The organism is Fluviirhizobium alvei (genome assembly GCF_030551875.1).
Taxonomy (GTDB): Bacteria; Pseudomonadota; Alphaproteobacteria; order Rhizobiales; family Rhizobiaceae; genus Rhizobium_E; species Rhizobium_E alvei.
Genome location: NZ_JAUOZU010000008.1, coordinates 318,517 through 332,229 on the forward strand (window position 1 = coordinate 318,517; position 13,713 = coordinate 332,229).

A 13,713-nucleotide genomic window follows, 5' to 3' on the forward strand; every position below is an offset into this window, starting at 1 on the left:
GTAGTTTTCGAGGATGATGATGCAGGAAACGATCGATCTCGATGGTCTGTCTCGAGAAGACATCAGTGAGTTCTCCAGCCATGTGCAGGAGGCGACGGATTTTCTCAAGGCGCTGGCGCACGAAACAAGGCTGATGATTCTGTGCCTTCTTTCAGAAGGTGAGAAGACCGTGAGCGAGTTGGAAGCGAAAGTCAGGCAGCCACAGGCGATCGTATCCCAACAGTTGGCGCGGTTGCGTGCCGAGGAGATCGTCAAGACCCGGCGGGAAGGGCGGCAGATCTACTATTCCATCGCGCGTGCCGAGATCGTCACTGTGGTCCGGGCGCTGCATACGATGTTCTGTGCCGGCCATATGTGATCGAACCGATCTTCCCAAACAAAAAAGGCGCCCGAGGGCGCCTTTTTCGTACGATATAAACCGATCAGAACGAAATGATGTCCTTGATGTTGGCCTTGAAATCCTTGAGGGTCATGCCCTTGATGGTCAGCGTGTTGTTGGCGTCAAGCTTGATGACGACGTCCTTGCCGGACTGCTTGGCATTGGCCGCAACTTCCTTGAGATTGTCAAACTTGGGACCCGCAGTCAGCTTGATCTTGTCTGTGCCGATTTCGAAATCTTCGATCGTGTCCTTGCCGTAGCCGGTCTTGTAAACAAACGTATCGGCGCCGCCATCGCCCGAGAGGATATCGTTGCCCAGGCCGCCATCGATCGTATCGTTGCCAGCGCCGCCTTCAATTTCATCGTTGCCAGCGTCGCCAAAGAGCTTGTCATTGCCCTTGCCGCCATCGAGATAGTCGTTGCCGTTATTGCCGTTGAGAATGTCGTTGCCGCCGCGACCGAACAGCAGATCCGCGAAGGACTTGCCGTTGATCGTATCGACTGCGTTGGTACCAATATTCGTTGCCATGTGGGGACCCCTTGAGAGTGTAGAACTTACAAATTACGCCGAATCTCTTTTCTCATGCGCGACTGATTCACGCAACCCGTGAATTCTTGTAGCTTTGCTATGAAGATTAATTAACTCTTGACACGACTCATATGGGCTAGAGATCGATTCTATCCTTGGTTAAAAAATTATATAATTATTAAAAACATCAAATATACGAAGGCAAATTTAGTCATATTTGTTTTTTATTTCCTCTCAGAGAATCAATATTTATACTCCTTTCGAATGTATCGAAATAAATCATTTGTATTCGCTGTCCGAAATTGAGATTCCGCTTCAGTTCGACGTGAAAAAAATTCTTTTTCGCTCGATATAAACTTAGTCGTACGAGAAAACTCTGAGTAATAACAATTTAAAAATCTCCTTTTGTGTAAAAAAATGAAAAACGACAACGTAATTATTGTAACGGCTCCATTTGAAGAGATCCTGCGGAATTAAGTATCCAGAATGGGAGGTTTATTCGGATGAATATTTGAAATTCGTACGAACCAAAAAAGTAACACCTGGGAATTTGTCCTGAATTCGTGCTGGTAAATCCGTTAAGTCATTCGGCTGCGATTGCCGTCAGTGACATGCAGCGCTGTCCCGTTACCATTCGCCGCTACCGTTCTGGTTGTCTGCTTCAGATTCAGACAGAAATTGATTCGGGTGGCGAATTCGTCGCCGGTAACGGGTTTAAAACTACAGGCCAGTTACGCTATAAACGGCTAGCGCGTAAGGCAAGAATCATATGAACGCATTGTCCCCGACCCATATTCTGCTCCAGAATGTCCGCAGGTCCTTCCTGCGTGGCTTCGGCTTTGCGGCGATCGTGAGCTTCTTCCTGAATTTCAGCATTCTCATCAGCCCGATCTTCATGCTGCAGGTTTACCAGCGCGTGATACCGACCAAGAGCTACGATACGCTTTATGGACTGATCGTGATCGGCGTGGTTGGCATCATCATTTTCGGCCTACTCGATTTTACGCGCAACTGGGCTTATTCGGTGATGGCGCAGGGCCTGGCGCAACGGGTCAATATGCCGGCCTTGCAGGCCGGCGTTCTCAAGTCGATCGAGGGTGGGGCGACCGCAGGCGGCGGTGTAATGCGGGACATCACCGAGTTGCGCCGGTTCATTGGGGGGCACTCGATATCGACGCCGCTCGATGCGCTCTGGTCGATTGTCTTCATTGCAGCGCTGCTCCTCATCCATCCGGTCTATGCCATCGTTGCCGTCGGCTTCATCGTGTTCATGCTAGTGTTGAATTTCATCACAGACGTTCTGACCCGGCCTGCGATCAATGCGGCCAACGAGGCGCAGTTCAAGCATGCGCAGGAGGTTGCAGGCTCCCTTCGTTATGCCGAGGTGATCGAGGCCATGGGCATGTTGCCAGCGCTAGCCTCCCAGTGGCGGCGGTCCGAGGCCATCATGCTGTCCTATTCGGACGCAGCCGACATGCGTGCACGAATGATCCTTGCCCTGTCCAAAAGCGTCCAGAAGGGGCTGCAGATGGCGACCGTGGCAACGGGTGCCTTTCTGGTGCTGGCAGGGGAGATATCTTCGGGCGTCCTTTTCGCCGGCATGGTGCTGACCTCGCAGGCTGTTGCGCCCTATTCGAATATGATCGAGAGCTGGCGCGAATGGGTGGATGCCGCCGCTGCATGGGGCCGGATCAGGGACCTGCTCGAAAGCCGGGACATGCGTCGCCAGACGATGCCGGCGCCGGTTTCGGACGGCGATCTCGTGGTGGAAAATCTTGCCTATGTACCGGACGGGCGTGAAATTCCGGTTCTGCGCGGCATTTCCTTCACGCTGTCGCCGGGGGAAGTCCTCGGCATAGCAGGACCGTCCGGTGCGGGGAAATCCACTTTGGCCCGCTGCCTTACCGGTATCATCAAGCCCACGGTTGGGGGCGTCTATCTCGATGGTCATTCGACCTATCTTTGGGAGCGGGAATCCTTCGGCAAGGCGGTGGGTTATCTGCCGCAGGCGATTTCGCTGCTCGATGGAACCATTCGCCAGTCGATTTCGCGGATGCAGGAAGGCGATCCGCGCGATGTGATCCGGGCTGCGCAGCAGGCCGGCATCCATGATCTGATCGGCCGTCTGCCGCACGGATATGATACGCCGGTGCGGGATGGGCAACACTTCCTCTCTGGCGGCCAATTGCAACGGCTGGCGCTGGCGCGCGCTCTTTATGGCGAACCGAAGCTGCTTATTCTGGATGAGCCGAACTCCAACCTCGATACCGCTGGCGAACAAGCCCTGATTGCCGCTATCGAGATGGCACGGGCCCGGGGTGCTATCGTGATCATGATTGCCCATCGCCCTTCCGTCATGGCCGTCGCCGACAAGCTTATGGTGATCGAAAATGGTGTCCTGAAGCAGTTCGGCCCGAAGACGGAGGTGATCTCGATGATCTCTCCGGATGCGCGCGCCAAGATCTCCGACGACAAGCGGCGACGGGCGCCACGCGGCAGGGGTGAGACTTGATGAAGGACACTGTCACGCTCTCGGCAGCCGAATATATCCGGCTCTCCAGCAATCAGGCCTGCACCCAACAATCTATGGAGCAAAAGGCGCCTGTGGCCAGCCTGCGCGGCCCCATGCTGCTCGGTGCTTTCACGCTTATTTTCGGTATTGGCGGCTTCTATGCCTGGGCATCGACCACGAAAGTTTCCTCAGCGTCGCTGGCGCATGGCCGGATTATCGTCGAGAGCAACACCAAGACGGTGACCCATCTTGATGGCGGTTCGCTGAAGACATTGCTGGTGAAGGAGGGCGAAAAGGTCACCGAAGGCCAGCCGATCGTCCTTCTCGATGCCACGCGCAATCAATCCAGCCTCGTCCAGTTGCGCGAACAGTTCTTTGCCACGAGCGTGAGGCTGTCACGCCTGATCGCCGAAAAGGACGAACGGCAGCAATATGATCCCGATGTGACGGTGCCGGAAGGCGTTGCTCCGGTGAATGCCGACAATGTGGTGGCGACCGAACGTCGCCTTTTCAATGAGCGAATGCGGCTCTACAGGGATCAGATAGCGGCTGATCGCGCCGGTATTTCCCAGCTCGACAGCCAGCGGATGGCACTGGAAGCACGCCAGCGCTCCTATACCGAGCAATCTGCCGTCATCCAGCGTGATCACGATGTCATTGCGCAGTTGCAGGCCAAGCAGTTGGCGACCAAGGCCGCTCTTAACGATCGCAAACTGCAGCTGATGGAAGTTCTGGCGCGGATTGCCGAGACCAATGCAGCGATCGCTGAGAATGCGCAGAAGAAGGCGCAGTTCGAACTGGCGCTGACCAACCGCAGCAATGAGCATTTCCGCGAGATCTCCGAACAGACGCAGGCAGCGCAGCTTGAAATTGCACGTCTGCGCCAGCAGATTGTGTCTGCTGAAGATATCGTTGCCAAAGCCGTCATCCGCTCGCCGCAGACCGGTCTTGTTGCCAATATCCGCGTGCGGACGCCCGGTTCGGCGGTTATTTCCGGATCGCCGATCATGGACATCGTTCCCGATGACCAGCCGATGATCGTCGAGGGGCAGGCTCGGGCCATGGATATCGATACGATTCATGTCGGTGAGCGCGCCGAAATCCATCTCTCCGCCTTTGGCGCCGATGAATATGCGCCGCTTTACGGCAACATCACCTTTATCGCACCCGACAGCGTCGTTTCCGAGCGGACCGGGGAATCCTATTTTACCTTCCGGGCGACAATCGATGAGAAGGAGATGGCCAAGCAGCCCAATCTCTTCCTCTATCCGGGCATGTCGGCCGAGGTCTATCTGGTCAGCGGCAACCGGACAGCGCTCGACTATCTCGCCGAACCGTTGCGGCGCAGCTTCAACCGCGCGTTCCGTGAGCAATGACGCGACCGATGAAACGCGGTGCTCGCCCTCTGTTTCTTTGCCGACTGGCGCAAGATTGCCTGCTGGGTCTTGATGGCGCTCCTGCTGATAAAGGTGTGATCGCAGAGATCGATCAGGCATCGCGCCGGGCACTCGCCTTCGATTGGTCCGGCAGCAAGCTTCATCTCTGGCTTATGAATGATGTCGGTGATCCGGCGGCTCTTGTGGGGGCAGATCGGGGTTTTACCGCGCTGGCGCAGTTCTTTGCCGCTCGCAATTTTTCGCCTGAAGAACAGGCTTCGTTTCTCAAATCATTGTTCGGAACCTTCCTGCCGATGCTCGGGCGCCAGCGCCTGACAACGCTTGAGCCTCTGTTGCGCGACCTGCTTATAGGCGGAAACCTGCCACGTGGCTCCGGTCGACTTGTCTCGGTGGCAGGTCAGGCCACCGCGGTTCTGGTCGTCTCCGAGCGGATGCCGATCGAGGACGGAGATCTCCTGGTTCTGGGAACCGAGGCGGGTCTTGATGTAGCGTCCGTCGCCGAAACGGTACGCCCGATCGATCCCGGTCTTGCCGGTGTCAAACTCGTGGCGCTCATGCTTCAGGGGCAGCCGCGAACCGGCGTGGGCCTGGCTCTCACCGGCGCAGGGCTAGCAGCCATGGCGATCACCGTGGATCATCACGCCGATCCCGCCGCCTTTCATGCCGCGACTTTTCGCGACGAGCCCGATCTTTTCTCGCTCTTCTACCGCCATTCAAACGAAGCGCGTTCGGCGCTGGATGTTCTTTCGCGCGGAGAGACGGGTGAAAGTGGCCTGCGTCTTCGAGGAAGCGATATCCATTTCTGGATCGAAACAGCGGTGTCGCTCGAAAATGGCACCTTCATCAAAGGCTGGTTTCGCGATCCCGACCACCGGATCGAGACGGTTCGGGTGATCCATCATACGCTGGTGGAGACCGATCTTTCTGCCTGCTGGATCACGCATCCGGGCCGGGTGGAGTTTCGCAATTCCTTGGCCACGGCGACGCATTTCACGGCCTTTCTGCCGCGCAAGACGGATGGTCTCACGCCCTTGACCGCCGCCGTGGACCTCATGCTCGTCAATGGCGAACGACACCGGTTCCGTCTGCCCCAGTCCCGCGAGGACCGATTGGGGCAACGGCAAGCGATCCTCAATGCGCTCTCGCAAAGCACATTCGACGATGCCTTGCGCGATCGTTGCTATCGACCGGCGCTCTCTGATCTTCAGAGCAGGATCAACAGCCTGCAATCGATCGCCGCGACAAAGCGGTTCGGTCGCGAGGGCAATCGCAAGGTTTCGATCATCATTCCTCTTTATGGCACGACGGCTTTCATGCGCGCCCAGCTGATGGCCTTTGCCATCGATCCGATGGTCGCAGCCGATTGCGAGATCGTCTATGTGGTCGATGATCCGCTTATCCAGTCCGAGGTCGACTATATTCTTGGCGGGCTGGATTATCTCCATGCGCTCGACATCCTGATGGTGACGCTCGCCCGCAATGGCGGCTATGCGCTCGCCAATAACTTCGGCGTCGAGGCGGCTTCGGGCGATCGGCTGGTGCTGATGAATTCCGATGTGGTGCCGGAGGCGCCGGGCTGGCTCGAACCAGCGCTTTCGCGTCTGGACCAACTTCCATATGCTTCCGTCATCGGCGCCCGGTTGCTCTATGCCGATCATTCGCTTCAGCATGCCGGCATGTTCTTCTTCAAGCTCGCGCAGGGCTACTGGCAGAACATGCATTACTGGAAAGGCTATGGTCGCGATTTTCCAGAGGCATTGACAGAGCGCGAGGTGCCGGCAGTGACCGGCGCCCTGATGATCCTCGATCGTGCCGCCTATCGCGATGTTGGCGGCTTCACCGCCGATTATGTGGTGGGAGACTACGAGGACAGCGATCTTTGCCTCAAATTGCGCGAACGCGGGGGTGTTTGCATCTACCTGCCTTCGGTTACCCTGTTTCATTTCGAGCGCCAGTCCATGGCGAGCAACCAGGCCCAGAGTGACAATGGATCCACCGTCTTCAACCGGGCGCTCCACAGTGCCCGTTGGTCGGAGAGGATCGTCGAACTCATGCGCCAATTCGGAGAAGTCATCGATGTCGCTTGACCGTCTCAAACAGGCCGAAAGCGATCTGCGCGCAGGTCTGGCGCCTTCGCCACCGCCCGAAGAAGCCTTTGTGGGCGGCGGGGACTATCTCCAGATTTCACAGGAATTCCTGCGTTACTTCGTCGAAATTGCCGGTCTCGAACCGTCGCATAACGTGCTCGATGTCGGCTGTGGCATCGGTCGCATGGCCGCGGGTCTCAGCCGCTATCTCGATCCCGAGCAGGGACGCTATATCGGCTTCGATCCCGTGCGGCCGGGCATCGACTGGTGCGTCAAAGCCTATGCCGACAAGCCGAATTTTTCCTTCCATTGGGTCGATCTCTATAACGAACTCTACCGGCCGGAAGGCAGTGTGCTCGCCACCCGTTTCCGCTTTCCGGCGGACGATGCGTTCGCCGATCTTGCCGTCCTTACTTCGGTCTTCACCCATCTCTATGAACCGGAAATCGCCGCCTATCTGCGGGAATTGAAGCGCGTGGTGAAGCCCACGGGACGCATCTTCGCCACCGCCTATCTTTTCGACGGCGACGCTCCGGCTGAAAATGCCTGGCCGCATCTTGCCTTCAATATCAGCGATCCCAACTATCCGCACCGTTGGCATGTCGACGGGTTTCCGCCGCTTGCCGCCGTCTGTTTCAAGGAAAGCTATTTTGCGGCGCTGGTCGAGGATTGTACCGGCCGCAAGGCCGATATCCGTCCCGGCCGCTGGCGGGGCGGGCCCGGCCCATGGTTCCAGGATCTGGTGCTGATATGATTGGCGGGCCGATAGCGGAGACGGGAGGGGCGGCGCGCGACGGCAAGCGCATTCTGCAGCTTGCCCACAACCATCCCCGCTATCATCCCGGCGGGACCGAACTGACAGCCCTGGCATTGCACAGGCAGGCGCTGGCGCTTGGGCATGACAGCTGGTTTTTGGGCACGCTCGACGACAGCCAGACGAAGGCGAATGCGGGAACCCAGATGCTGGCGCTTTCGGACGACCAGCGCGAGGCTGCCCTGTTTGCCAGCGGCTTTCGTCGCTTCGAACTGGCACAGGACGATTATTACGGCATTCTCAGGGAATTCCGGAATTATCTCGCCTGGCTGAAACCCGATGTCGTCCATGTCCATCATGTGCTCGGCCTCGGCCTCGAAGGGCTGTTTGCGTTGCGCAAGATGTTGCCGACTGCGCGGATTGTCATGACGCTGCATGATTTCTACCTGATCTGCGCCAACCACGGCCAGCTCTTCAAACATGAGAGCCGTACGCGTTGTCCCGGTCCGACGCTCGATCAGTGTCTCAAATGCTTTCCCGAGCGCAGCCCGAATGATTTTGCCCAACGGGCCCTGACAATCCGGAACGCGCTTTCACGCGTCGACCGGTTGGTATCGCCATCGGAATTTCTCAAGCAGAAGTTCGAGCAGGCCATGCCGGGACTGGGCTGCATCGAGGTGGTGGAGAACGGCTATATCGGCCAGCCGGTGGAGGCCGGTCATCAGGCCGCGTTCCGCGACGAGGATACGGTCGTGTTCGGCTATTTCGGCAATATCTCGGCAGTGAAGGGGCTGCCGGATCTGCTCGATGCCGCAGATCTGCTCAAGGCGCGCGGGATCAACAATTTTCGCATTCATGTGCATGGCGCCCAGCTTTATGAGGATGCGCCGCTTTACGAGCGCATGCAGGCATCGCGCCAGACGCTTGGTGACCGGATCCGTTTTCTCGGCCAGTATCAGGCCCACGAGATGGCGGGCCTGATCGCTCGCACCGATTGCCTGGTCTTTCCGTCGATCTGGTGGGAAAATGCCCCGCTCGTCGTCTATGAGGCGCTCTACAATCGGCGCCAGGTTCTCGCCTATCCGCATGGCGGTGCCCCGGAAATCCTTGCCCGCTACGGCACTGGCATTTTGGCCGACAGTTCCGATCCCGCTTCGCTGGCGGACGCTATGGCAAAGGTGATTTCGGATCGGAGCCTGCTCGAACTCCGCCCCTCTCGCCCGATACCGGATGTGGCCGATCTTTTCGAAGCCTATGGCCGCTTCTATTTCGGACCGTGACGTTTCGCGAGCGCCGATGATAGAGCTGCTTCAGATCACAGAAATCATGCGCCGCGTTCGCGGTGCGCTGGGGGATGAGGCATTCGCCGAACGATACCCAAATCTTTTGGCCCTGTTCAATGGGCAGGAACGCCCCTCCGCCGAAGATGTTTTTCTGACTTTGCGGAGCGAACTCTCCAGTGAGCCCGATCTGGCTGACGCCTTTCTGATGCTGGGCGCGCGGCGGGACCTGCAGCAATCGGTTCAGACGCACGACTTTGCCTATCTCGACGCGAGTTCCGCGGAGGGTATCGCCATTCGGGCGGCCGTCGGCGAACGGATGAACCTGCCATTCCGGCTTGCCAATTACCTCTGCCACCTGTCACGCCGGCACCGCCTGCTCTATGTCGCGACGCCGAAAGTGGGCTGCACCGCCATCAAGCATATGCTGCAGCAGGCCGAACTGGGCGGACGGCTCACTTATCGTCGTTACGGCGACGAACACAATCCTGTCCTGTCGCCGCTGCTGGCGCCGCTGGATGATCCGGACCTCTTTGATGCGGTCATGAATGGTCAACCGGGCAGTGGCGAGGGCTGGTTCCGGTTCACCTTCGTGCGCAATCCGTTCGTCCGGGTTCTGTCCTGCTATCTCGACAAGATCGTCAACTCCATTCCCGAACGCATGCGTCTGTTGCCGATTCTCGGACTGGACCCGAAAGCGGGTGTGCCCGATTTCAGGACCTTCCTCGAAGCGATTGCCGTAACGCCCGTTCCCGACCATGATGTGCATTGGGCGCCGCAGGCCTGGCTGCTCCAGCCTGACCATGTCCCCTACGATTTCATCGGTCGGATGGAGCGTTTCGATGCCGATCTCGAGTATGTCTGCGACCGGCTTGGTATCGACCGGACGCCGAGCCCGCCGGCCCATTCGACCTGCGCGGCCGAACAGATCGCCAGCCACTACGGTCCGGAGGAAGCAGCGCTCGTCCGTTCCATCTATGGCGAGGATTTCAAGCGTTTCGGCTATGATGTTTGGCAAGTTCTAAAATAGTTCCAGTTCTAGACGAGCCTGTTTATGATTTGATAAATAATATCAGGTATTAAATAAATGTATTCATGTATATTATTCTATCGGTTTGAAAACATATTGCTTCCTTCGAAATCTTTTTAAGTTGAATTCTTTTTCTATATCATTTAAATCATCAACCAAATTCGATAAATTATTTATCAATATCTGAAGTACAGGGTAAATAATGTAAGCGTTTCTTTTGTCCATATCATCTATGTTGTAGGAATTTTCTTTGTTAAATCCCATTAAATCTAAAATTTGTCTTGATCCTCTCTCTACTAAATCAATCAAAAACAACGTTTCTCCGTATAGATGAATTTTCCCCATTTTAAATGACTCGCTTTCAAATATATAAATCATCTCAAACAGTGGGTCGCTAATTTCTTCGCAATAACTATATATAATCCCTTCAATTCCTTCGAAGTTATTTTCCATTTTTAGGTATATGTTCTTTAGCTCTCTCAGAGATGAAGAAAATCTCGGGAGGCTTGGGTTTATCGCTCTCGCAACCTGCAAATGTTCGCCTCTCAGGCTTAACTCGATTAGTTGATCATGTCGCTTTTGATTAACTTCATCACTTTTTCTCATTTGCCCAATTGTAAGGATCGCTGCAAAAATGGCTAATACCCCGCCAATTAAAGTTTGATATTTATTTAAAAATTCAATCCAGGGGAATAATTCTTTGCTAGAAACAAAAGGAACAACAAAAAAACAAATAAAAGAAACGGAGAGTGCAATAAATATTGCAGTTTCGGACGAAAACTCCTTTTGATCATCTTTTGTGAATTTTTCTGGATCAAAATCTTCTGGCATAGAAAAACCCTCGTGATGTTATGTGGAAATAGCAACTATTTATATTTAACGCCACGAAATTTTTTAAAAAGAGAACCTAAAAAGAAAACCTAATACCTAGCATATTGAGTGCCCCGCCTTTTGTGAATTACAATGCGTTGCTCTAAATAGATTGAAGGCGAGACTCGATAGATTTTCCAAATTAGCTCCCTCTATAAGGAGGCTTCATCAAGTCATCGATCAGCGCGAGATGAATGGCCAGAGCGTGGTCGAGCGACCAGCGTTCGATGATCGTCTGGCGCGCTTTCGCGCGCATCGCGTCGATGGCAGGACCACCCGCACGGGCAGTGCGGATCGCACCGGCCAATGCGTCGCTGTCGAAAAAATCCACCAGCAGGCCATTGTCGCCGTGGGTCACGAATTCGCGCACCGGTGCGGTGTCGGAACCGACGAAGGCGACGCCGGTCGAGAGCGACTCAAGCGCCGACCAGGAGAGCACGAAGGGTACCGTGAGATAGACATGCGCGGCAGAAATCTGCAGCACCCTCCGATAGGCCTCGTAGGCCAGGGTGCCGGTGAAATGGGTGCGGTCAGGGTCGATCCTGGCCTCAGCCATCACCGTCTCGAAATGCCGTTCGGACCCATGGGTCGGCCCGTAAAAGGCGGTGCGGCTGCCGACGATGATCGCTTCCAGTGAAGGATCTTCCGCCTGCAGCTGGCCAAGCGCCGCGATGAACCGGCCAAAGCCGCGAAACGGATCGGCGCCGCGCGTGACATAGGTGACCATACGGTCGGACGAAGTCACGATCCGGCCGCCCGGCAGTTCGAAACGGGCAGTTTTATCGGGGCAGAAGAGATCGGTGTCGATCCCGTCGGGACAGACCCGGATATCGGACTGGATGGCGGCCGGAAACTGCTTTCGCTGCCATTCGGTCGGGGCAATCATCCGGTCGGCGCGGGCGAGATCGGCGAGCACGGGCCAGTTGAGAAGGCTGGTCATGATCCGCTGCTCGAAACCCTTCGCCGGGGCGAGGAACTCCGTGCTGGCAGGATCATTGTTGTAGAACCATTCGCAATATTTGACGAAGCGGGCCTTGGGAAACACATCCTGCAGGAAGGCGCCGTGGCCCCAGCCGCTGTGACTATAGACAAGATCAGGCTCGAAGCCGGAGCGGCGCAGGCCATCGGCGGCAATTGCTGCGCTGCCGGCCTCGCGGATTACCTGCTCGGTGCCATAGAGCACATGCTGTGACGGACGGTCGGCCACCACTTCGGTTCCATAGCGCACGAGTTCGACGCCGGGGATCGGAGCACTTTCCCGACCATCCCTGAGATCGCGATGAAGCGCCACGACCCGGTGTTGGCCGCTGCGGACATAATGGCGGGCGATGGAGGCGAACTGGCCGGGAAAATAGGGATGGACGAAAAGGATGTTCATCGGCGCGCCTCAGAACAGGCCGAACAGCCGCTTGCGCTTTCCCGCCTTCTGCGTCTCCTCCAGGCGGCGGATCGTTTCATCGATGCGCATGACGAAGATTTCGGTGGCTTCCATTCGCGCTTCCAGTTTTGCCAGGCGCTCCTCGAGATCATCGGGAATGCTGGCCTGCGTGGCCGGACCGGCGGCATCGATATCGGCCACCTGCGCTTTCAAGCCATCAACCTCTTTCTTGAAGGCAATCAGCGCCTCGTCATAGCGGTTGGAGAAGATCGAAAAAAGCTCGTCCAGCATGCGCTCGTCATTGCTGGCGATCGGCAGCGCAATCTCTCCGGCGCGCACCGACTGGGCAATCACCATCAGGCCGCTGAAAGAGGTGATGTTCGGTGGCATGGCGAATTCGAACGCATGGTCACCCTTGCCGACGCCAGCCTCGGGCAGATCCTTGCGCAGGATGTTGGCGACGCCGCTTGCCAGCACCTGGGTGCCGCGCATCACCCGGATGATGAGATGCTCATCCGGATTGTCGGCATTGAAGGCCCAGCCATAGATCTTGTTGTTCTTGAGCTCATCGACGCGTCCGGTCAGCATGATGCTCTCCTGTTCAGAATGCGAAACGCGCCATCACCGGCACATGGTCGGAGGGCTTGTCCCAGCCGCGGGCTTCGCGGAGAATCTCGATTGCCTCAAGATGGGGTCCAAGATCGTGGGAGGACCAGACATGGTCGAGACGGCGGCCCTTGTCGGCGGCTGACCAGTCAGCCGAGCGGTAGCTCCACCAGGTATAGAGTTTGGTGGGTTCTGGCGTGTGCTGCCGCATCAGATCGAGCCAGTTGCCCTTGCGCATCGCCTCCGTCAGCCCTTCGGTTTCTATTGGTGTATGGCTGACGATCTTGAGGAGTTGCTTGTGTGACCAGACATCATGCTCAAGGGGCGCAATGTTGAGATCGCCGACCAGGATCGAGGAACGGCCGGCCTCGGCCTCCGAATGCAGGAGCTTCATTTCCTCGACGAAATCGAGCTTGTGGCCGAATTTCGGGTTTGCCTCGCGGTCGGGCTCGTCGCCTCCGGCCGGAACATAGAAATTGTGCAGGCGAATCACCTTGCCGCCGGCTTCGAAAACCGCGGAGATATGCCGCGCATGGCCGACGCCGCAAAGATCGCGGCTATCGATCTCGGCCAGCGGCAGGCGGGAGAGAATGGCCACGCCGTTATAGCTTTTCTGGCCATGGATGGCCTGATGCACATAACCCCTCTGCGCGAAGGGCTCGGCGGGAAAGAGATCGTCCTGGCACTTGGTTTCCTGCAGGCACAGGACATCCGGTTGCTTTTCGTCGAGGAACTTTTCCACGATCGGCATGCGCAACCGTACCGAATTGATATTCCAGGTGGCCAGGCTCAACGTCATCAGGTCTCTCCGCTCTTGCGGCGGGACCTTAGCAAGTTCGTGGCGGGGGAAGAACCCGAAAACCGGTGCATGGGCAAGAATCCACCGGCGAA

12 protein-coding genes are annotated in these 13,713 nt (G+C 56.7%); 7 read left to right on the forward strand and 5 right to left on the reverse strand.

What is annotated here, in order from left to right; all coding sequences use genetic code 11:
- Positions 1 to 13 precede the first annotated feature (13 nt).
- Entirely contained in the window at positions 14 to 358 is a 345-nt protein-coding gene (locus tag Q4481_RS13510; RefSeq protein ID WP_304376898.1) for an ArsR/SmtB family transcription factor, read from the forward strand.
- A gap of 64 nt (positions 359 to 422) precedes the next feature.
- Here Q4481_RS13510 and Q4481_RS13515 read toward each other — a convergent pair whose 3' ends face one another.
- Positions 423 to 908: a calcium-binding protein gene (locus tag Q4481_RS13515; RefSeq protein WP_304376899.1), complete on the reverse strand. Its 486-nt coding sequence runs from the start codon at positions 906 to 908 to the stop codon at positions 423 to 425.
- Between the two features lie 769 nt (positions 909 to 1,677).
- Here Q4481_RS13515 and Q4481_RS13520 point away from each other — a divergent pair.
- From Q4481_RS13520 to Q4481_RS13545, 6 genes are read left to right on the forward strand one after another with little or no spacing between them, the layout of a single operon-like run.
- The gene (locus Q4481_RS13520; RefSeq protein WP_304376900.1) at positions 1,678 to 3,420 is read left to right on the forward strand and encodes a type I secretion system permease/ATPase; all 1,743 of its coding nucleotides are present in this window, start codon (positions 1,678 to 1,680) and stop codon (positions 3,418 to 3,420) included.
- Positions 3,420 to 4,796 carry an HlyD family type I secretion periplasmic adaptor subunit gene (locus Q4481_RS13525; protein WP_304376901.1) on the forward strand — a complete coding sequence of 459 codons (1,377 nt, stop codon included), beginning with the start codon at positions 3,420 to 3,422 and terminating at the stop codon, positions 4,794 to 4,796. Before Q4481_RS13520 ends, Q4481_RS13525 begins: the two co-directional genes overlap by 1 nt.
- Before the next feature lie 8 nt (positions 4,797 to 4,804).
- Complete coding sequence (locus tag Q4481_RS13530) at positions 4,805 to 6,904, forward strand: glycosyltransferase family 2 protein (RefSeq protein ID WP_304376902.1); 2,100 nt, start codon at positions 4,805 to 4,807, stop codon at positions 6,902 to 6,904.
- On the forward strand, positions 6,894 to 7,658 hold the full coding sequence (locus Q4481_RS13535; RefSeq protein WP_304376903.1) for a class I SAM-dependent methyltransferase: 765 nt from the start codon (positions 6,894 to 6,896) through the stop codon (positions 7,656 to 7,658). Before Q4481_RS13530 ends, Q4481_RS13535 begins: the two co-directional genes overlap by 11 nt.
- Entirely contained in the window at positions 7,655 to 8,938 is a 1,284-nt protein-coding gene (locus Q4481_RS13540; RefSeq protein ID WP_304376904.1) for a glycosyltransferase, read from the forward strand. The genes Q4481_RS13535 and Q4481_RS13540 overlap by 4 nt, the downstream gene beginning before the upstream one ends.
- Before the next feature lie 16 nt (positions 8,939 to 8,954).
- On the forward strand, positions 8,955 to 9,968 hold the full coding sequence (locus Q4481_RS13545) for a sulfotransferase family protein (protein WP_304376905.1): 1,014 nt from the start codon (positions 8,955 to 8,957) through the stop codon (positions 9,966 to 9,968).
- Positions 9,969 to 10,040: 72 nt separating this feature from the next.
- Here Q4481_RS13545 and Q4481_RS13550 read toward each other — a convergent pair whose 3' ends face one another.
- The 4 genes from Q4481_RS13550 to xth all read right to left on the reverse strand — a co-directional run bounded on the left by Q4481_RS13550 (position 10,041) and on the right by xth (position 13,621).
- The gene (locus tag Q4481_RS13550) at positions 10,041 to 10,799 is read right to left on the reverse strand and encodes a hypothetical protein (protein ID WP_304376906.1); all 759 of its coding nucleotides are present in this window, start codon (positions 10,797 to 10,799) and stop codon (positions 10,041 to 10,043) included.
- Between the two features lie 181 nt (positions 10,800 to 10,980).
- Complete coding sequence (locus tag Q4481_RS13555) at positions 10,981 to 12,216, reverse strand: glycosyltransferase (RefSeq protein WP_304376907.1); 1,236 nt, start codon at positions 12,214 to 12,216, stop codon at positions 10,981 to 10,983.
- A 9-nt stretch (positions 12,217 to 12,225) separates the two neighbouring features.
- On the reverse strand, positions 12,226 to 12,804 hold the full coding sequence (locus Q4481_RS13560) for a hypothetical protein (protein ID WP_304376908.1): 579 nt from the start codon (positions 12,802 to 12,804) through the stop codon (positions 12,226 to 12,228).
- A 13-nt stretch (positions 12,805 to 12,817) separates the two neighbouring features.
- Positions 12,818 to 13,621, reverse strand: coding sequence for an exodeoxyribonuclease III (gene xth / locus Q4481_RS13565; RefSeq protein ID WP_304376909.1), 804 nt, complete (start codon positions 13,619 to 13,621; stop codon positions 12,818 to 12,820).
- Positions 13,622 to 13,713: the final 92 nt, after the last annotated feature.

Coding starts and splice junctions, on each gene's coding strand:
- Q4481_RS13555 (WP_304376907.1), bottom strand. CDS start 12,216: ATGAACATCCTTTTCGTCCATCCCTATTTTCCCGGCCAGTTCGCCTCC.
- Q4481_RS13530 (WP_304376902.1), top strand. CDS start 4,805: ATGAAACGCGGTGCTCGCCCTCTGTTTCTTTGCCGACTGGCGCAAGAT.
- Q4481_RS13560 (WP_304376908.1), bottom strand. CDS start 12,804: ATGCTGACCGGACGCGTCGATGAGCTCAAGAACAACAAGATCTATGGC.
- Q4481_RS13535 (WP_304376903.1), top strand. CDS start 6,894: ATGTCGCTTGACCGTCTCAAACAGGCCGAAAGCGATCTGCGCGCAGGT.
- Q4481_RS13515 (WP_304376899.1), bottom strand. CDS start 908: ATGGCAACGAATATTGGTACCAACGCAGTCGATACGATCAACGGCAAG.
- Q4481_RS13520 (WP_304376900.1), top strand. CDS start 1,678: ATGAACGCATTGTCCCCGACCCATATTCTGCTCCAGAATGTCCGCAGG.
- Q4481_RS13540 (WP_304376904.1), top strand. CDS start 7,655: ATGATTGGCGGGCCGATAGCGGAGACGGGAGGGGCGGCGCGCGACGGC.
- Q4481_RS13545 (WP_304376905.1), top strand. CDS start 8,955: ATGATAGAGCTGCTTCAGATCACAGAAATCATGCGCCGCGTTCGCGGT.
- Q4481_RS13525 (WP_304376901.1), top strand. CDS start 3,420: ATGAAGGACACTGTCACGCTCTCGGCAGCCGAATATATCCGGCTCTCC.
- Q4481_RS13510 (WP_304376898.1), top strand. CDS start 14: ATGATGATGCAGGAAACGATCGATCTCGATGGTCTGTCTCGAGAAGAC.
- Q4481_RS13550 (WP_304376906.1), bottom strand. CDS start 10,799: ATGCCAGAAGATTTTGATCCAGAAAAATTCACAAAAGATGATCAAAAG.
- xth (WP_304376909.1), bottom strand. CDS start 13,621: ATGACGTTGAGCCTGGCCACCTGGAATATCAATTCGGTACGGTTGCGC.